Origin of the sequence: Pseudomonas sp. B40(2017) (genome assembly GCF_002112855.1) — a bacterium.
Lineage (GTDB): Bacteria > Pseudomonadota > Gammaproteobacteria > Pseudomonadales > Pseudomonadaceae > Aquipseudomonas > Aquipseudomonas pharyngis.
This window is the reverse complement of sequence record NZ_NEIT01000005.1, coordinates 73,276-91,957: the sequence shown is the minus strand read 5'-3', so window position 1 is coordinate 91,957 and position 18,682 is coordinate 73,276. Positions and strand designations below refer to the sequence as shown.

Below are 18,682 nucleotides of genomic sequence, written 5' to 3'. Positions count from 1 at the left end.
TTCAGTTTCCCGCGGCGCGACAAATCGCACCGAACTCATCTGCATTCAGGGAAGCTCCACCAATGAGCCCCCCATCGATATCCGGCATGCCGAACAGTTCGACCGCATTGGCCGCCTTCACGCTGCCGCCGTATAGAAGCCGCACACCTCGTGCCACTTCAGAATTCTCTGCCGCCAACTGCTCGCGAATGGCTTTATGCACATCCTGAGCCTGTTGCGGCGTTGCAGTCAGCCCGGTACCAATCGCCCAGACCGGCTCGTAAGCGATCACTGCGTTGGCAAAAGCACCGACACCCAGCTCCTCGATGATACTGCCCAGCTGACGCCCGACAACCTCAAGAGTCTTTCCGGCTTCGCGCTGCTCCAGGGTCTCCCCTACACACAACACCGGAATCAAGCCACATGCCTGTGCCGCTGCGAACTTGCGATTCAGCATTCCGTCTCGCTCACCCATGATCTGGCGGCGTTCGGAGTGCCCGACAAGCACCAGGGAACAACCTGCATCCACCAACTGACTCGGCGCAATCTCGCCCGTCAATGCACCTTGCATGGATTCCACCGCAGAATTCTGCGCACCGACCGAGATCGATTTGCCTTTCAAGCCATCAATCACTTGATTGATATACAAGCAAGGCGGGAATACCGCGACATCAACACCGCTTGGCAAGGCCAGATGACGAAGGCCGTTGATCAGCTCAGCGACGCTGGCGCGGGTACCGTGCATCTTCCAGTTACCAGCTACCATAGGGCGACGCATGCTGTACCTCGTCGGTCAAAGTGGGCGCAGATGTTACCCAACACAATCATGGCTGGCAAGCCGAATCAGGCAGAAACTTCAGTTACCAGTTTTGCCAGTTCTTCGGCATAGCCACGAACCTGGATTTCGTCCTCGCCTTCGACCATCACACGTACCAGAGGCTCTGTCCCGGACTTGCGCAAAAGCACACGCCCGCGCCCCGCCATAGCCTGGGTTACGCGTGCGCTCGCCTCCTTGACAGCCGGGTGCTCCAGCGGGCTGTCGCCACCGCCGAAGCGCACGTTGATCAGCACTTGAGGACACTTACGCAGGGCCTGACGAGTTTGCGCCAGACCTTCGTTGCGTGTTTTCAATGCCATCAGCACCTGCAACGCCGCAATGATCGCATCGCCAGTCGTCGTGTGGTTGAAGCAAACGACATGTCCGGAGTTCTCGCCCCCGACCAGCCAATCGCGCTCCAGCAATTCGGCAATCACATAGCGGTCGCCGACATTTGCACGCACAAAAGGAATACCCAGATCCGCCAGAGCCAACTCCAGACCCAGATTGCTCATCAGCGTACCGACCACACCGCCCTGCAATTTGCCTCGCTCATGCAGATCGCGCGCGATGATGAAAATCAGCTCGTCACCATCGACTATCGCCCCGGTGTGGTCGACCATCAGCACCCGATCACCATCACCGTCGAAGGCAATACCCAGATCCGCATGCTCGGACAACACCGCCGCCTGCAATTGCCCCATGTGCGTGGAGCCACAGTTGTCGTTGATATTCAGACCATTGGGCTGCGCGGACAGAACCACAACTTCGGCACCCAGCTCACGGAATACGCTCGGCGCGACCTTGTAGGTAGCTCCGTGCGCGCAGTCGATGACAATCTTCAGTCCGGAAAAACTGGTGCCGGTCGGCACAGAGCTCTTGCAAAACTCGATATAGCGACCGGACGCATCATTGATTCGCGACACCTTGCCAATCTTGCTCGACTCCACAACAGTCATTGGCGTATCGAGCAATTCCTCGATCATCAGCTCCAGCTCATCGGGCAGCTTGGTGCCCTTGCCGGAGAAAAACTTGATGCCGTTATCGTCATGCGGATTGTGCGATGCACTGATCACGATTCCGGCCTCAGCCTGGAATGTACGCGACAGGTAGGCGATGGCCGGAGTCGGCATCGGACCGAGCAGCATTACATCGGCGCCCGCCGATGTCAGGCCAGCCTCAAGTGCCGATTCGAACATGTAGCCGGAAATTCGCGTGTCCTTGCCGACCAGCACCTTGCAGGCACCCATCTTGCGAAAGGCCATACCGGCAGCCCAGCCGAGCTTGAGCATGAAGTCCGGAGTGATCGGGTATTCCCCGACGCGACCACGAATCCCGTCGGTACCAAAATATTTCTTGCTCATAAGTGCTCCATCATTCTTATTCGGCTGATTCCACGGCTGCGAGCATTCGCACCACGTCCACCGTTTCCGCCACATCATGGACGCGCAATATACGCGCGCCTTTCACCGATGCCAGTGCAGCCAGTGCCAAACCGCCATACAGACGCTCACCCACGGGGCGATTCAATGCATGGCCGATCATGCTTTTGCGCGAAACGCCCACCAATAGCGGCCGCCCCAACGCATGCAGGGCTTCCATATGCTTGAACAAGCTTAGATTGTGCTGCAGGGTTTTGGCGAAGCCGAAGCCCGGATCAAGAATGATCCGCTCGGCCGGAATGCCTGCCTCCTCGCACTGAGCCATCCGTTCGGCAAGAAACTCACCCACTTCCCGGGTGACATCCTGATAACGCGGATCATCCTGCATATCGCCAGGCTCGCCGAGCATGTGCATCAGGCACACGGGCAATCCCGTGGCCGCCGCCGCATCAAGCGCGCCATCCCGCCGTAGCGAACGAACGTCGTTGATCAAGCCAGCACCCAAACGCGCTGTTTCGCGCATGACCGCCGGAGTGGACGTATCGACCGATATGACCACATCCAGTTCGCGATTGATAAGCTCGACGACGGGAGCGACACGTTCCAGCTCCTCCAACGGAGAAACCGCCCGCGCGCCCGGGCGGGTCGACTCGCCGCCCACATCGATCAGTGTTGCACCCGCCGCAACCATGGCTTCGGCATGACGCAAGGCCGCGTCGAGCTGGCTGTATCGGCCACCGTCGGAAAAAGAATCAGGAGTGACATTGAGAATGCCCATGACATGCGTCCGGGCCAAATCAAGAACCCGGTTGCCGCAAGGCAACCGGGTCAGGGACTGTACAGAAGTCATTTCAAACCTTAAACGTCGGCAGCCGGACCGCCAATCGGTGTTTCCGGACGCTCACCCTGAATGACAGGCGGTGTGCCAGTACCAGTGCCGCCCGACCAATCGCGAGGCTCGCGAGGTGTACGACCAGCCATGATGTCGTCGATCTGCTCGGCATCGATCGTCTCGTACTTCATCAGTGCATCCGCCATGGCATCGAGCTTGTCGCGGTTGTCCGTGAGGATCTGTTTGGCCGTGCCGTAGCACTGATCGATGATGCTGCGTACTTCAGAGTCGATCAGCTTGGCTGTCTCACCGGAGAAGCTGGCATTCTGACCGCCACCGCCGCGACCGAGGAATACTTCCCCCTCTTCTTCGGCGTACATCAACGGACCGAGTTTTTCCGACAGACCCCACTTGGTCACCATGTTCCGCGCAATCTGACTCGCCCGCATGATGTCGTTGGAAGCACCAGTCGTCACACCGTCAAAGCCCAAAGTCATCTCTTCAGCAATACGGCCGCCGTACAGCGAGCAGATCTGACTGATCAGCGCACGCTTGGACAGGCTGTAACGATCTTCTTCCGGCAGAAACATGGTCACACCCAACGCACGACCGCGAGGGATGATCGACACCTTGTAGACCGGATCATGCTCGGGCACGACGCGACCGACAATGGCGTGGCCTGCTTCGTGATAAGCGGTGTTCTGCTTTTCCTTCTCGGACATGACCATGGATTTGCGCTCGGCGCCCATCATGATCTTGTCTTTGGCCAGTTCGAATTCTTTCATTTCGACGATGCGCTTGCCGGCACGGGCAGCGAACAGCGAAGCCTCGTTGACCAGGTTCGCCAGATCGGCGCCGGAGAAACCCGGAGTACCGCGTGCGATAACAGCCGGAGCAACATCATCACCCATTGGCACTTTACGCATGTGAACCTTGAGGATCTGCTCGCGACCACGGATGTCCGGCAAGCCGACCACCACCTGACGGTCGAAACGACCCGGACGCAGCAAAGCAGGGTCCAGCACGTCAGGACGGTTGGTCGCGGCGATGACGATGATGCCGTCGTTCATTTCGAAACCATCCATCTCCACCAGTAACTGGTTGAGAGTCTGTTCGCGCTCGTCGTGACCGCCGCCCATACCGGCGCCACGATGGCGACCAACGGCGTCAATCTCATCGATGAAGATGATGCATGGTGCGTGTTTCTTGGCCTGTTCGAACATGTCACGAACGCGGCTGGCACCGACACCGACGAACATTTCGACGAAGTCGGAACCGGAAATGGTGAAGAACGGCACCTTGGCTTCGCCGGCAATCGCCTTGGCCAGCAAAGTTTTACCGGTACCCGGAGGACCAACCATCAGCACGCCGCGAGGAATGCGGCCGCCCAGGCGCTGGAACTTGCCCGGATCACGGAGGAACTCGACCAGTTCGCCCACTTCTTCCTTGGCTTCGTCGCAACCGGCAACGTCAGCCAGTGTGGTTTTCACCTGATCTTCGGACAGCAGACGCGCCTTGCTCTTGCCGAAGCTCATCGGCCCGCCCTTGCCGCCAGCGCCGCCCTGCATCTGGCGCATGAAGAACATGAACACCGCGATGATCACCAGGATCGGGAAGCTGGCTACCAGAAGCTGGGTCCAGATACTTTGCTGCTCAGGCTGCTTGCCTTCGACCACGACGTGGTTGTCGACCAGGTCGCCGATCAAGCCATTGTCCTGGATTGCCGGACGAATGGTCTTGAAGCTGTCGCCATCGTTGCGCTTGCCGGTAATCACGTAGCCGTCGACGGCCACGCGCTCGACCTTGCCATCCTTGACCTGCTGGATGAAGTCGGAATAGTTGAGGGTCTGCGGCTCGTTAGGGCTGGAGAAGTTGTTCATCACCGTCACCAGGACTGCCGCGATGATCAACCACAGGATCAGATTCTTTGCCATATCGTTCAATTAACTACCCTCTGAAGCAAGCTCCGCTACTGGCGCGCGCTTCGCATGATATTCACCGGCCTAACTTACTACATTACCTACAGCTCTGGCAGGCGCCGTCTGTAACCCTTTGTGAAACACTTTCTACACAATATTCGCTTATGCGCGCGGGGCGAAATACGAAAAACCTATCACCCCGCCAAAAAACCTCGTTTTACTCGCTACGACCGCGGTAGCCCCATGCCAGCATATATTGCTCACGAGAGCTGCCACGAGAGGAGTCCGGCTTGATCATCTGGATCTTGTCGAACTTCTTGCGAGCATCCTTCAGGTAGACATCGAACCCTTCGCCCTGAAAAATCTTGATCACGAAATTGCCACCCGGCTTGAGTATCCGTTCCGCCAGATCAAGCGCCAGCTCGCAAAGAAACATGGCTTTGGGCATGTCCACTTCAGGCGTACCACTCATATTGGGGGCCATATCGGAAATCACAAGGTCCACCTGCGAATTACCTACGGCTTCAAGGATGCGCGTGAGCACTTCGTCCTGGGTGAAGTCACCCTGGATGAAAGTCACATCCGGAATGCTGTCCATTTCCAGGATGTCCGAAGCGATCAGGCGCCCCTGCCCACCGATCAGCCGACTCGTGACCTGCGACCAGCCGCCAGGCGCCGCACCGAGATCGACGACGCTCATGCCCGGACGGATCAGTTTGTATTTTTCCTGGACCTCCAGAAGCTTGTAACTCGCGCGCGAACGATAGCCGTCCTTCTGCGCCTGCTTCACATAGGGATCATTGACATGTCTTTTCAGCCAACCAAGGCTTGTCTTGGAACGCGCCATTGGGCACCTCGTTGATTAGGGTCGTGATTAACTGGGCGGATCCACGAGCCCTCGGGTAAAATGGCCGCCATTTTACAGAATCCAGACGAAAGGGTCAGATTATGCCGCTCACTCCAGAGCAGAAGAAACAGTACAAATCCATCGGCCACCACCTGAAACCAGTTTTGACGGTGGCTGACAACGGTTTGACTGAGGGTGTTTTAGCCGAACTCGAACGCGCATTGGCAGATCACGAGCTGATCAAAATCAAGCTCAACATCCTCGATCGCGAGGCGCGCCTGGCGTCCGTTGCAGAGCTGTGCAAGGTCGGCAAAGCCGATCTGGTTCAAGTCATCGGCAAGATGGCACTGATTTACCGCAAGAACTTCAGCGTCAACAAGCAGCTGTCGAACGTCCATCGCTTCAAGTGATGGCAAGGGTCAAGGGTGTGCTTCGCGCACCCTGCCACTCCATCCCGGCACCGGCTGCAATACCAGCACCAATCCGGAAAAACCCAACACAAGAAAGCTGAACACCTGCCAGCGCTGCGCATCCGGCCAGCCGACACGCACGGCGACAAACATCGCACACGCATACAACGCCATCAGCAACACCTGCCCGCGAAAATCCCGCCATAGACTGACAAGGCCCTCGGCCTGTACCAGCACCAAAGCCTGAAATATCACGCACGCGACGGCAAAACCCACCACCGTCACTTCAAACGTACTTGCAACTTCATCGATCAGCAGCGGCGCCAGGCCGATTTGGCCCAGCACCGGCCGCAGCCCCAGATGTACCAGCCACAGGCCACCGACCCACAACATCTGGGCCAGCTGCCAGAGCATCGCGCCCGCATGCAGCGGACGCCTGCTCTCAGATGTGACGGACTTCGACAATCTCGTACTCGATATCGCCACCCGGCGTTTTCACAACGACCGTATCGCCCTCTTCCTTGGCAATCAAGGCGCGAGCGATCGGCGAACCGACCGAAATCTTGCCGAGCTTGATGTCCGCCTCATCCTCACCCACGATCTGGTAGGTGACGCTTTCATCAGTCTCGACGTTGGCGATTTCGACGGTGGTGCCGAAAATCACTTTGCCGGTGTGCGGAATGGTCGTTACGTCGATGATCACCGCGTTCTGCAGACGACCTTCGATATCACGGATCCGTGCCTCGACCATGCCTTGCTGTTCGCGGGCGGCATGGTATTCAGCGTTTTCCTTCAAGTCACCCAACTCGCGGGCCGTACCGATGTCCTGGCTGAGCTTCGGACGAACGACCTTGGTCAGGTGAGCATGCTCTTCTTCCAGGGCCTTGGAGCCCTGGACGGTCATTGGGTATTTATTCATGCCTTCAATCCTGCGTGTAGATCCTGCAAGCGGCGTACGGTCTTCTCGGGACCAAACTTCAGCGCTTCACAGATAGCTTCGCCAGCAGCAATGGTAGTGGTGCAGTAAATCTTGTGCTGCAAGGCGTTACGGCGAATGGAATAGGAATCGGCGATCGATTGACGACCTTCGGTGGTGTTGATGATCAGAGTGACTTCGTCATTCTTGATCATGTCGACCACATGCGGACGACCCTCGGTCACCTTGTTCACGCGACGCACTTTCAGGCCTGCGGCTTCGATCAGCTTGGCAGTGCCGGCGGTGGCGACGACTTCGAAGCCCAAGTTGATCAGATCACGGGCCACGCCTGCAACCAGTGGCTTGTCATCATCGCGGACGCTGATGAACGCAGTACCGCCGGTCGGCAGCACTTCGCTGGCGCCCATCTGGGCTTTGGCGAAGGCTTCGCCGAAGGTGTCGCCGACGCCCATCACTTCACCGGTTGACTTCATCTCAGGGCCGAGGATCGGGTCAACGCCAGGGAATTTGGCGAACGGGAACACCGCCTCTTTCACGCTGTAGAAGTTCGGAATGATTTCCTTGGTGAAGCCGATTTCCTTCAGGGTTTTACCGGCCATCACGCGAGCCGCGACCATGGCCAGGGAAATCCCGATGCACTTGGACACGAAAGGTACGGTACGGGAAGCACGCGGGTTGACTTCGATGACGTAGATGTCTTCGCCTTGCAGCGCCAACTGAACGTTCATCAGGCCGACCACGCCCAGTTCCAGGGCCATTTTCTTGACCTGTTCGCGCATCTCGTCCTGGATGTGCGCCGGCAGCGAATACGGCGGCAGCGAGCACGCGGAGTCACCGGAGTGAACGCCCGCCTGTTCGATGTGCTGCATGATCGCGCCGATCACGACGTCCTTGCCGTCGCAGACCGCATCCACGTCCATCTCGATGGCGCAGTTGAGGAAGTGGTCGAGCAGCACCGGGCTGTCGTTCGACACTTGCACCGCGTCACGCAGGTAACGCTTGAGTTCTTCTTCCTTGTAGACGATTTCCATCGCCCGGCCGCCCAGTACGTAGGATGGACGCACCACCAGCGGGTAACCGATCTTCGCGGCAGCGCGAACAGCTTCGTCTTCGCTGCGCACGGTGGCGTTTGGCGGCTGACGCAGGTTCAGGCGCTCGACCATTTGCTGGAAGCGCTCACGGTCTTCGGCGCGGTCGATGGCGTCAGGGCTGGTGCCGATGATCGGCACGCCGGCTGCTTCCAGAGCACGAGCCAGCTTCAGAGGCGTCTGGCCGCCGTACTGGACGATCACGCCTTTCGGCTTCTCGACGCGGCAGATTTCCAGGACGTCTTCCAGGGTCACCGGCTCGAAGTACAGACGGTCGGAAGTGTCGTAGTCAGTGGAAACGGTTTCCGGGTTGCAGTTGACCATGATGGTCTCGTAACCGTCATCGCGCAGCGCCAGTGCCGCGTGAACGCAGCAGTAGTCGAACTCGATGCCCTGACCGATACGGTTCGGGCCACCGCCGAGGATGATGATCTTGTCGCGACCGGACGGCGCGGCTTCACATTCTTCCTCGTAGGTCGAATACAGGTAGGCGGTGTCGGTGGCGAACTCGGCCGCGCAGGTGTCGACGCGCTTGTAGACCGGGAACACTTCCAACTTGTGGCGGTGAGTGCGCAGGTTCTTCTCGGTGACGCCCAGCAGCTTGGCCAGACGCTGGTCGGAGAAACCTTTGCGCTTGAGCTTATACATCAGATCGCGGTCGATAGCGGACAGACCGAGGGTCTTGACCTTCTCTTCGTCCTTGATCAGATCTTCGATCTGCACCAGGAACCACGGATCGATCATGTTCATGCCGAAGATTTCTTCGACGGTCATGCCGGCGCGGAAGGCGTCCGCCACGTACCAGATACGCTCGGCGCCCGGCACGGTCAGCTCGCGCTTGAGCACGCTCATGCTTTCCGGGTTGCTCAGATCGACCTTTTCGTCCAGACCGCAAACGCCCACTTCCAGACCGCGCAGGGCTTTCTGCAGGGATTCCTGGAAGGTACGGCCGATGGCCATGACTTCACCGACCGACTTCATCTGAGTGGTCAGGCGCGCGTCAGCGTTGGCGAACTTCTCGAAAGCGAAGCGCGGCAGCTTGGTCACGACGTAGTCGATGGACGGCTCGAAGGACGCCGGGGTACGGCCGCCGGTGATGTCGTTCTGCAATTCGTCGAGGGTGTAACCGACGGCCAGCTTGGCCGCGATCTTGGCGATCGGGAAACCGGTGGCTTTCGAGGCCAGAGCCGACGAGCGGGATACACGCGGGTTCATCTCGATCACGACCATGCGGCCGGTGTCCGGGCAGATACCGAACTGAACGTTGGAACCACCGGTCTCGACGCCGATCTCACGCAGTACCGCCAGCGAGGCGTTACGCAGGATCTGGTATTCCTTGTCGGTCAGGGTCTGAGCCGGGGCAACAGTGATCGAGTCACCGGTGTGCACTCCCATCGGGTCGAAGTTTTCGATCGAGCAGACGATGATGCAGTTGTCCTTTTTGTCGCGGACAACTTCCATTTCATATTCTTTCCAGCCGATCAGCGATTCGTCGATCAGCAGCTCTTTGGTTGGCGACAGGTCCAGACCACGGGCGCAGATTTCTTCGAACTCTTCACGGTTGTAAGCGATACCGCCACCAGTGCCGCCCATGGTGAAGGACGGACGGATGATGCACGGGAAGCCCAGGCGCTCGAGCACCGCGTTGGCTTCTTCCATGCTGTGGGCGATACCCGAACGCGGGCATTCCAGGCCGATCGCTTTCATCGCCTTGTCGAAACGCGAGCGGTCTTCAGCCTTGTCGATGGTGTCGGCATTGGCACCGATCATCTCTACGCCGAACTTTTCCAGAACACCTTCGCGCTCCAGGTCCAGGGCGCAGTTCAGAGCAGTCTGGCCGCCCATGGTTGGCAGCACTGCATCCGGACGCTCTTTTTCGATGATCTTGGCAACGGTCTGCCATTTGATCGGCTCGATGTAGGTGGCGTCGGCCATGTCCGGGTCGGTCATGATGGTGGCCGGGTTGGAGTTCACCAGGATGACGCGGTAACCCTCTTCGCGCAGGGCTTTACAGGCCTGGGCGCCGGAGTAGTCGAATTCGCAGGCCTGGCCGATAACGATCGGGCCAGCGCCGAGAATCAGGATGCTTTTAATGTCTGTACGTTTTGGCATGGGTTTGTCACTCAAATCCGCAGGTCAGTCGGCAAGCCGTCTTGATCGATTTCTGAAGTCCCGAGGGGGCCGCCGGTTCCGGGGCCGCCCTCGAGGGGCTTCTCGCTACAGTCTCAAGGCGAGCGCTTAGCGTCGCTTGGCCATCTCGTTGATGAAGCGGTCAAACAGGGGGGCCACATCGTTCGGGCCCGGGCTCGCTTCAGGGTGACCCTGGAAGCTGAACGCGCTCTTGTCGGTACGCTCGATGCCTTGCAGGGTGCCGTCGAACAGCGATTTATGGATCGCGCGGACGTTGGCTGGCAGGGTCGCTTCGTCAACCGCGAAACCGTGGTTCTGGCTGGTGATCATCACGACGCCAGTGTCCAGATCCTGAACCGGGTGGTTGGCACCGTGGTGGCCGTGGCCCATTTTCAGGGTCTTGGCGCCGGAGGCCAAGGCCAGCAGCTGGTGACCGAGGCAGATGCCGAAGACCGGAATTTCGGTTTCCAGCACTTCCTTGATGGCCTTGATCGCGTAGTCGCAAGGCTCCGGGTCACCAGGGCCGTTGGACAGGAACACGCCGTCCGGCTTCAGTGCGAGCACGTCGGCAGCCGGGGTTTGCGCCGGAACCACGGTCACGCGGCAACCGCGCTCGACCAGCATGCGCAGGATGTTGACCTTGACGCCGTAGTCGTAGGCAACCACGTGGTATGGCAGCTCGGAGGCTTCGATGGTCGCGTGGCTGTCGGTTTTCAGATCCCAGACAGTGGAGCGCCATTCGTATTGGGTCTTGGTGCTGACGACTTTCGCCAGGTCCATGCCCTTCAGGCCCGGGAAACCTTGCGCAGCGGCGATGGCCGCCTCTTCGGAAATGTTGTCGCCGGCCATGATGCAGCCGTTCTGTGCGCCTTTTTCACGCAGGATGCGGGTCAGGCGGCGGGTGTCGATACCGGCGATCGCCACAACATTATTGGCTTTCAGGTAATCGGACAGGGACATCGTGTTACGCCAGTTGCTCGCTACCAGCGGCAGGTCACGGATGACCAGACCAGCGGACCAGACGCGGTCGGACTCGGCGTCTTCCGGCGTCGTGCCGGTGTTGCCGATGTGCGGGTAAGTCAGGGTAACGATCTGTTGGGCGTAGGAAGGATCGGTAAGGATTTCCTGATAGCCGGTCATTGCGGTGTTGAACACCACCTCACCAACGGTCTGACCGTCGGCTCCAATGGCTTCGCCGCGAAAAATGCTGCCATCAGCAAGGGCGAGTATGGCTGGCTTAGTCAAGAAGACCTCCCGTAAATAACGCATGAAAGGGCAATCGCAGGTTGTAAAAAAGCGGAGTGACGTATGGACACGTCACCCCGCTTCTTCACTGAATTATTCTGCGCGCTTTTAGTGGACACACTAAAGCTGTAGCTTACAGAAAAAGGGATTTTTGGTCTACCGCCAATGAGCCTGAAAGGCCGGAGAATGCGACAGGGCGTCGCTCAGCGGATTGAATCCGGCACAAACAGGGCGTTTGCGCCGGATTCATAACATCTCAATGCAGGTCGAGCACGTCCTGCATGTCGTACAAACCAGGCTCGCGAGCATCCAGCCACAACGCCGCACGCACCGCGCCCTTGGCAAACGTCATGCGACTCGAAGCCTTGTGCGTGATCTCCAGACGTTCGCCTTCGCAGGCAAACAACACCGTGTGATCGCCCACTACATCACCACCGCGAACAGTGGCGAAGCCGATGGTCTCACGCTCACGGGCACCGGTGTGGCCTTCACGACCATAGACCGCAACCTTCTGCAGATCACGATCCAGCGCATTGGCGATCACTTCACCCATGCGCAGGGCCGTGCCCGATGGCGCATCGATCTTGTGGCGGTGATGGGCCTCAATGATTTCGATGTCCGCATCTTCCGCCAACACCCGTGCCGCCATGTCGAGCAGCTTCAGCGAAAGATTGACGCCGACACTGAAGTTGGCGGCGAACACGATCGGAATATCCTTGCCCGCCTCGGCCAGCAACTGCTTCTGCGCAGCATCCAGCCCGGTCGTGCCAATCACCATCGCCTTGCCGGCCTTGCGGCAGAAGGCCAGGTTTTTCAGCATCACTTCCGGCAAGGTGAAGTCGATCAACACATCGAACTCTTCCGCCACCGACTCCAGATTCCCGGACAGCGGCACGCCGATTCGACCGAGCGAAGCCAGCTCACCGGCATCCACACCGATAAGCGTACTGCCAGGACGAACAATCGCAGCCGTCAAACCGGTCAGCGGCGCGCGCTGCTGCACCGCCTCGACCAGAATCTTGCCCATGCGCCCGGCAGCGCCCATCACAGCTATACGTCGCATGCCGACTCCTTACAGATCGCCGAAGAAGCGTTTCACACCGTCGAACCAACCGGTGGTTTTCGGGGAGTGGCTGTTGTCGTCCGCCAGGGAACTGCGGAACTCTTCCAGCAATTCACGCTGACGACGGTTCAGATTGACCGGCGTCTCGACGGCCACACGACACATCAGGTCGCCCGCACCACCGCCACGCACTGGCGCAACACCTTTACCGCGGACGCGGAACTGCTTGCCGGTCTGTGTCCCTTCCGGAATCTTCAGTTTGACGCGACCGTCGAGGGTCGGAATTTCCAGCTCGCCACCCAGGGCCGCGTCGACAAAGCTGATCGGCACTTCGCAGAACAGGTGCTTGCCGTCACGCTGGAAGATGTCGTGTTCGCGGACGTTGATCACCACGTACAGGTCGCCGGTCGGACCACCCTGAGTGCCCGCTTCGCCTTCGCCGGACAGACGAATGCGGTCACCAGTGTCGACACCGGCCGGCACTTTGACGGAGAGGGTTTTGTACTCTTCGACGCGACCGTCGCCGTGGCAGGAATCGCACGGATCGGAAATGATCTTGCCCTGGCCATGGCAGCGCGGGCAGGTCTGCTGCACCGAGAAGAAGCCTTGCTGCATACGCACCTGACCGATGCCGCCGCAAGTCGGGCAAGTCGATGGCGACGAGCCTTTCTTGGCGCCCGAACCGTCGCATGGTTTGCAATTGACCAGCGTCGGAACGCGGATATTCACGGTCGTACCGCGTACCGCTTCTTCCAGGTTCAGCTCCAGGGTGTAACGCAAATCGCTGCCGCGCTGAGCGCCGCCACGGGAACCGCCGCGACCGCCACCGAAGAAGTCACTGAAGACATCACCGAAGATGTCGGAGAAGTTCTGACCGCCGAAGCCTGCACCGCCGCCACCCATGCTCGGGTCGACGCCGGCATGACCGTACTGATCGTACGCTGCACGCTTGCTGGAATCGGACAGCACTTCGTAGGCTTCGTTGGCCTCCTTGAACAGATCTTCCGACGCCTTGTCACCGGGATTACGGTCCGGGTGGTGCTTCATCGCCAGACGGCGATAGGCCTTTTTCAGGTCTGCTTCGCTTGAGCCGCGCTCAACACCCAACACTTCGTAATAGTCACGCTTAGCCATAAGTTCTTCATACTCTTGAGGACGTTCGGCAAATCCCTCCTGAGCTTCGCCAAACTCGTTGAGCCCCAATACAGGCCCGGACCCAACTCACGTCAATTCAACGATCCTGGTCTTTGGTTCATGCGGTATTTACGGCGCGAAAAGCAGGAGCATTCCCGGCCATACCGCCAGCACCCTGGGGCGGACTGAATGACTTGTTCGTTAGAGCAAGTCACTCAATCCGCCGTTGTCGCATGCTGTAAAAATTCGCGTATTCCAGATACGCCAACGCGGGAGCAAGCTCCCGCGCGGCGACATCCTACCAGTCACCGCCGCAAGGCAGTCAACCGGGCGACCAACAACTTACTTGTGGTCTTTGACTTCTTCGAACTCGGCATCGACAACATCGTCAGCCTTTTCAGCTTTCTCGTCGTGCGGTGCCGCGCCTTCAGGCTGAGCCTGTTCGGCGTACATCTTCTGAGCAACCGGCGCAGAGACTTTCGACAGCTCTTCAACCTTGGCGTCGATGGCAGCCTTGTCGTCGCCTTTGACGGCAGCTTCCAGGGCAACCACGGCCGCTTCGATTGCAGTCTTCTCTTCTGCAGTCACTTTGTCGCCAGCGTCAGCGATCATCTTGCGAGTCGAGTGAACCAGTGCATCACCCTGGTTACGGGCAGCGGCCAGCTCTTCGAACTTGCGGTCTTCCTCGGCGTTCAGCTCGGCGTCGCGCACCATTTTCTGGATTTCTTCATCCGACAGACCAGAGTTGGCCTTGATGGTGATCTTCTGCTCTTTGCCGGTCGCCTTGTCCTTCGCACCTACGTGCAGGATGCCGTTGGCGTCGATGTCGAAGGTCACTTCGATCTGCGGAACGCCACGTGGAGCTGGTGGAATGTCGGCCAGATCGAACTTGCCCAGGGACTTGTTCTGTGCGGCTTGCTTGCGCTCGCCTTGCAGGACGTGAATGGTCACGGCGCCCTGGTTGTCGTCGGCGGTCGAGAACACTTGCGATTTCTTGGTAGGAATCGTGGTGTTTTTCTCGATCAGCGCGGTCATCACGCCACCCATGGTTTCGATACCCAGGGTCAGCGGGCTGACGTCAAGCAGCAGAACGTCTTTCACGTCACCGGCCAGAACGGCGCCCTGGATCGCAGCACCCATGGCAACAGCTTCGTCCGGGTTCACGTCTTTACGTGCTTCTTTACCGAAGAAATCGGTAACTGCCTTCTGCACCAGTGGCATACGAGTCTGACCACCAACCAGAATGACGTCGTCAATTTTGCTGACGTCGATACCGGCGTCCTTCAGAGCAATACGGCATGGCTCGATGGTACGGTTCACCAGATCTTCGACCAGCGACTCGAGCTTGGCACGAGAGATCTTCACGTTCAGGTGCTTAGGACCAGTGGCGTCTGCTGTGATGTACGGCAGGTTGACGTCGGTCGACTGCGAAGAAGACAGCTCGATCTTGGCTTTCTCAGCGGCTTCTTTCAGACGCTGCAAGGCCAGAGGATCGTTCTTCAGGTCCATGCCGGACTCTTTCTTGAACTCGTCGACGAGGTAGTCGATCAGGCGCATGTCGAAGTCTTCACCACCCAGGAAGGTGTCACCGTTGGTGGCCAGCACTTCGAACTGGTGCTCGCCGTCAACTTCAGCGATTTCGATCACGGAAACGTCGAAAGTACCACCACCCAGGTCGTAAACGATCACGGTGTGATCGCCCTTGGCCTTGTCCATGCCATAAGCCAGAGCGGCTGCGGTTGGTTCGTTGATGATACGTTTTACGTCCAGACCGGCGATGCGACCAGCATCTTTAGTCGCCTGACGCTGACTGTCGTTGAAGTAGGCCGGAACGGTGATCACCGCTTCGGTCACCGCTTCGCCGAGGTAGTCTTCGGCGGTCTTCTTCATCTTTTTCAGGACTTCGGCGCTGATTTGCGGCGGAGCCATCTGCTTGCCGGAAGCCTCGACCCAAGCGTCACCGTTGTTGGCCTTGACGATCTTGTAAGGCACCAGCTTGATGTCTTTCTGTACAACTTCTTCGTCGAAGCGGCGGCCAATCAGGCGCTTCACTGCGAACAGCGTGTTGTGCGGGTTGGTCACAGCCTGACGCTTGGCGGACTGACCTACCAGAATTTCACCATCATTGGCGTAAGCGATGATCGACGGCGTTGTACGCGCGCCTTCGGCGTTCTCAATAACTTTGGCCACGCCGTTTTCCAGCACGGAGACGCAGGAGTTGGTAGTCCCCAGGTCGATACCGATAATTTTGCCCATGTTCACTCTCCCGAAACTTTGGATTTTTTTGCCGCAGCAGTGGTGGCTAACTGCGGTAATACTTAAACGCTTGACTTCTAAATGGGGGCCTTGCGGCTAATTTCAAGCCTTCTCGTCAATCGAAGGCGAAACTGGCGCCGGCGCCTTGCTGACCACGACCATCGCCGGACGCAGCAGGCGACCGTTGAGCTGGTAGCCCTTCTGGAACACCTTCAGAATGCTATTCGGCTCCAGGACATCACTTTCCTGCATGGCCATTGCCTGATGTTCCACGGCGTTGAACGGTTCGCCTTCCTGCGGGCTGACAGCTACAAGCTGATAACGCGTGAGGGTGTCGTGAAACATTTTCAGGGTCAGCTCGATGCCTTCGCGCATCGGACGGATGCTTTCGTCATCCGGGCTCGACAGCTCGAGGCCGCGCTCCAGGCTGTCGACGATCGGCAGCAGGTCGCCGGCGAATTTTTCCAGCGCAAACTTGTGCGCCTTTTCGACATCCTGCTCGGCACGGCGGCGGACGTTCTGCAGATCGGCAGCTACGCGCAGCGATTGATCCTGCGCGGCGGCCAATTGCTCTTCGAGCACTTGTACACGGGTCGCCAGGTCATCACCCGAAGTCTCGGGCGCCTGATTGGCTTCTGGGTTTTGCGTATCTACTGTCTGTTCGTCAGCCATAGAATTCTCCTTTCAATATCGTCCGCGAGTTCGATTCGCGCTTCTGCCCCGGTATATGGGGCCGCAAAATCAGGCTTCAAGGGCTGACAACGATTAACCCTACAAAAAAGTGCTGCATTGGCATTCCTGCGCGCGACAAGCATTTGATCGGATCTTCTCCATTGAGCTGAGCGAGGGCATTGTCAGCCCGAAACAAAACACTGTATAAATAACCAGACCTGAAGCCTGGGAGCGGCCTTTATGCTGGTGCACCTGTCCGTACACAACTACGCCATCGTTGAACATCTCGATCTCGAACTCGATCGCGGCATGAGCGTGATTACCGGGGAAACCGGCGCCGGCAAATCGATCATGCTCGACGCCCTGGGCCTGACGCTCGGTGATCGCGCCGACAGCGGCGTGGTGCGACCGGGCGCCGACAAGGCCGATATCCTGGCGACCTTCGATCTGGCGGATATTCCCGAGGCCAGTGCCTGGCTGGCGGAACGCGACCTGGAAACCGACGGTCCGTGCATCCTGCGCCGGGTCATCACGTCCGAAGGTCGCTCACGCGGCTATATAAATGGCACGCCCTGCCCGCTCGGTGACCTCAAGGCACTCGGCGAGCTGCTGATCGATATCCACAGCCAGCACGAACACCAATCCCTGCTCAAGACCGACACCCACCGGCGCCTGCTCGACGAATACGCCGGGACCACCGATCTGGCACGCCAGGTTCACCTGGCCGCCCAGCGCTGGCGCCAGACCCGTCAGGAGCTGGAACGCCTGTCCAATTCCGGCGACGAACAGCGCGCACGCCATCAATTGCTCAGCTACCAGCTCGAAGAACTGGAAAACCTCGGCCTCGGGGAAAACGAGCTGGAAGAACTGGAGCAGGAACACAAGAACCTGACCAACGCAGAAACCCTGCTCGGCATCTGCCGACAAGTGGTCGAGCAATGCAGCGAAAGCGATTCCGGCAACGTGCTGAATGCCCTGACGGCCAGCCTCAATCGACTGTCGAGCGTGAACAATTCGGTCGGCGCGCTGGGTGAGGCGAGCAGCCTGCTGACCAGCGCGCAAATCCAGGTCGAAGAGGCCGTCGGCGAGCTCAATCGTTTTCTGGACAACTTCGATGCCGATCCGGCGCGCCTGCAATATCTGGAAGAACGTCTTGACTCCATCTACACGCTGGCACGCAAACACCGCATTCAGCCGACAGAAGTGGCGGAGATGCAGCAGAAGCTGCTCGACGAAATCGAAGCCCTCGACGCCAACGATGAATCCATCGAGCGTCTCGCCGAAGAGCTCGCTTCCTATGCCCGCCACTATCAGGAAAAGGCTCGGGAACTGAGCGAGCTGCGTCATCAAGCAGCCAGCAGCCTGGCCAGCGCGGTGGAACAGGAGATTCAACGCCTAGGCATGCCCGGCGGTCGCTTCACCATCGAATTGCGCGCCAACAACAGCAGCGAACTGCAACCCAATGGCCTGGAACAGGTCGAGCTGCTGGTCAGCGCCAACCCGGGCCAACCGTTGAAGGCCCTGGCCAAAGTGGCGTCCGGCGGTGAGTTGTCACGGATCAGTCTGGCCATCCAGGTGATTACCGCCCAGACCTCTCGCGTACCGACATTGGTATTCGACGAAGTTGACGTGGGGATTGGCGGTCCAACGGCTGAAATCGTCGGTCAACTGTTGCGCCGCCTCGGGGATCGCGGACAGGTACTGACGGTTACGCACTTGCCGCAAGTCGCGGCTCAGGGGCATCAGCATCTGTTCGTGCACAAGGTGCGAGGCGAGCAGGCCACTCACACGGCTGTTTCGAAGCTGAGCAAGAATGACCGTATAGAAGAAGTCGCACGCATGCTTGGCGGCATCGATCTGACCAAAGAGTCTTTGGCGCACGCGAAAAAGATGGTCGTCACCGCAAAGGTTTAAGCACGCCAGAAAGCACGAAGGCGACCCTTGGGTCGCCTTCGCTCGTTTCGCGAACCT

Annotated in this window: 15 protein-coding genes; 2 read left to right on the top strand and 13 right to left on the bottom strand. The window is 58.8% G+C overall.

All coding sequences use genetic code 11. The annotated features are described in order from the left end of the window. Position 1 precedes the first annotated feature (1 nt). The 5 genes from tpiA to rlmE all read right to left on the bottom strand — a co-directional run bounded on the left by tpiA (position 2) and on the right by rlmE (position 5,776). Positions 2-757 carry a triose-phosphate isomerase gene (gene tpiA, locus CAF76_RS14500; RefSeq protein WP_007953744.1) on the bottom strand — a complete coding sequence of 252 codons (756 nt, stop codon included), beginning with the start codon at positions 755-757 and terminating at the stop codon, positions 2-4. A gap of 65 nt (positions 758-822) precedes the next feature. Continuing rightward, a complete protein-coding gene (gene glmM / locus CAF76_RS14495; RefSeq protein WP_039769173.1) occupies positions 823-2,160 on the bottom strand; it encodes a phosphoglucosamine mutase in 1,338 nt (445 codons plus the stop codon). Positions 2,161-2,176: 16 nt separating this feature from the next. Beyond that, entirely contained in the window at positions 2,177-3,028 is an 852-nt protein-coding gene (gene folP, locus CAF76_RS14490; protein WP_074691907.1) for a dihydropteroate synthase, read from the bottom strand. A gap of 8 nt (positions 3,029-3,036) precedes the next feature. After that, positions 3,037-4,944: an ATP-dependent zinc metalloprotease FtsH gene (gene ftsH, locus CAF76_RS14485; protein ID WP_011332403.1), complete on the bottom strand. Its 1,908-nt coding sequence runs from the start codon at positions 4,942-4,944 to the stop codon at positions 3,037-3,039. 202 nt (positions 4,945-5,146) lie between these two features. Then, on the bottom strand, positions 5,147-5,776 hold the full coding sequence (gene rlmE / locus CAF76_RS14480) for a 23S rRNA (uridine(2552)-2'-O)-methyltransferase RlmE (RefSeq protein WP_085647655.1): 630 nt from the start codon (positions 5,774-5,776) through the stop codon (positions 5,147-5,149). A 101-nt stretch (positions 5,777-5,877) separates the two neighbouring features. Between rlmE and CAF76_RS14475 the strand changes: the two genes are divergently transcribed. Further along, positions 5,878-6,186, top strand: coding sequence for a YhbY family RNA-binding protein (locus CAF76_RS14475; RefSeq protein ID WP_011332401.1), 309 nt, complete (start codon positions 5,878-5,880; stop codon positions 6,184-6,186). A 9-nt stretch (positions 6,187-6,195) separates the two neighbouring features. Here CAF76_RS14475 and CAF76_RS14470 read toward each other — a convergent pair whose 3' ends face one another. The 8 genes from CAF76_RS14470 to grpE all read right to left on the bottom strand — a co-directional run bounded on the left by CAF76_RS14470 (position 6,196) and on the right by grpE (position 16,711). Then, entirely contained in the window at positions 6,196-6,600 is a 405-nt protein-coding gene (locus CAF76_RS14470) for an MFS transporter (RefSeq protein ID WP_085647654.1), read from the bottom strand. A 28-nt stretch (positions 6,601-6,628) separates the two neighbouring features. Beyond that, positions 6,629-7,105, bottom strand: a complete 477-nt coding sequence (greA, locus tag CAF76_RS14465) for a transcription elongation factor GreA (RefSeq protein WP_007953757.1) — start codon at positions 7,103-7,105, stop codon at positions 6,629-6,631. Further along, positions 7,102-10,323 carry a carbamoyl-phosphate synthase large subunit gene (gene carB / locus CAF76_RS14460; protein ID WP_039769162.1) on the bottom strand — a complete coding sequence of 1,074 codons (3,222 nt, stop codon included), beginning with the start codon at positions 10,321-10,323 and terminating at the stop codon, positions 7,102-7,104. The genes greA and carB overlap by 4 nt, the downstream gene beginning before the upstream one ends. Before the next feature lie 126 nt (positions 10,324-10,449). Next, positions 10,450-11,586 (bottom strand): glutamine-hydrolyzing carbamoyl-phosphate synthase small subunit, encoded by a 1,137-nt coding sequence (carA, locus tag CAF76_RS14455; RefSeq protein WP_064593337.1) that lies wholly within the window; start codon positions 11,584-11,586, stop codon positions 10,450-10,452. 256 nt (positions 11,587-11,842) lie between these two features. Continuing rightward, positions 11,843-12,649: a 4-hydroxy-tetrahydrodipicolinate reductase gene (gene dapB / locus CAF76_RS14450; RefSeq protein WP_007953764.1), complete on the bottom strand. Its 807-nt coding sequence runs from the start codon at positions 12,647-12,649 to the stop codon at positions 11,843-11,845. Between the two features lie 9 nt (positions 12,650-12,658). After that, entirely contained in the window at positions 12,659-13,783 is a 1,125-nt protein-coding gene (dnaJ, locus tag CAF76_RS14445) for a molecular chaperone DnaJ (protein WP_039769159.1), read from the bottom strand. A gap of 342 nt (positions 13,784-14,125) precedes the next feature. Beyond that, positions 14,126-16,039, bottom strand: coding sequence for a molecular chaperone DnaK (gene dnaK / locus CAF76_RS14440; protein WP_064593336.1), 1,914 nt, complete (start codon positions 16,037-16,039; stop codon positions 14,126-14,128). 102 nt (positions 16,040-16,141) lie between these two features. Then, the gene (gene grpE / locus CAF76_RS14435) at positions 16,142-16,711 is read right to left on the bottom strand and encodes a nucleotide exchange factor GrpE (protein WP_039769154.1); all 570 of its coding nucleotides are present in this window, start codon (positions 16,709-16,711) and stop codon (positions 16,142-16,144) included. Between the two features lie 240 nt (positions 16,712-16,951). On the opposite strand from grpE, the gene recN reads away from it, so the two are divergent. Further along, entirely contained in the window at positions 16,952-18,625 is a 1,674-nt protein-coding gene (gene recN / locus CAF76_RS14430; protein WP_085647653.1) for a DNA repair protein RecN, read from the top strand. The last annotated feature ends 57 nt before the right edge of the window (positions 18,626-18,682 follow it).

Excerpts from the sequence above, each read along its gene's own strand:
- grpE (WP_039769154.1), bottom strand. The coding sequence starts at position 16,711 with ATGGCTGACGAACAGACAGTAGATACGCAAAACCCAGAAGCCAATCAG.
- rlmE (WP_085647655.1), bottom strand. The coding sequence starts at position 5,776 with ATGGCGCGTTCCAAGACAAGCCTTGGTTGGCTGAAAAGACATGTCAAT.
- dapB (WP_007953764.1), bottom strand. The coding sequence starts at position 12,649 with ATGCGACGTATAGCTGTGATGGGCGCTGCCGGGCGCATGGGCAAGATT.
- dnaK (WP_064593336.1), bottom strand. The coding sequence starts at position 16,039 with ATGGGCAAAATTATCGGTATCGACCTGGGGACTACCAACTCCTGCGTC.
- CAF76_RS14475 (WP_011332401.1), top strand. The coding sequence starts at position 5,878 with ATGCCGCTCACTCCAGAGCAGAAGAAACAGTACAAATCCATCGGCCAC.
- recN (WP_085647653.1), top strand. The coding sequence starts at position 16,952 with ATGCTGGTGCACCTGTCCGTACACAACTACGCCATCGTTGAACATCTC.
- carB (WP_039769162.1), bottom strand. The coding sequence starts at position 10,323 with ATGCCAAAACGTACAGACATTAAAAGCATCCTGATTCTCGGCGCTGGC.
- greA (WP_007953757.1), bottom strand. The coding sequence starts at position 7,105 with ATGAATAAATACCCAATGACCGTCCAGGGCTCCAAGGCCCTGGAAGAA.
- folP (WP_074691907.1), bottom strand. The coding sequence starts at position 3,028 with ATGACTTCTGTACAGTCCCTGACCCGGTTGCCTTGCGGCAACCGGGTT.
- glmM (WP_039769173.1), bottom strand. The coding sequence starts at position 2,160 with ATGAGCAAGAAATATTTTGGTACCGACGGGATTCGTGGTCGCGTCGGG.
- ftsH (WP_011332403.1), bottom strand. The coding sequence starts at position 4,944 with ATGGCAAAGAATCTGATCCTGTGGTTGATCATCGCGGCAGTCCTGGTG.
- CAF76_RS14470 (WP_085647654.1), bottom strand. The coding sequence starts at position 6,600 with ATGCTCTGGCAGCTGGCCCAGATGTTGTGGGTCGGTGGCCTGTGGCTG.
- tpiA (WP_007953744.1), bottom strand. The coding sequence starts at position 757 with ATGCGTCGCCCTATGGTAGCTGGTAACTGGAAGATGCACGGTACCCGC.
- dnaJ (WP_039769159.1), bottom strand. The coding sequence starts at position 13,783 with ATGGCTAAGCGTGACTATTACGAAGTGTTGGGTGTTGAGCGCGGCTCA.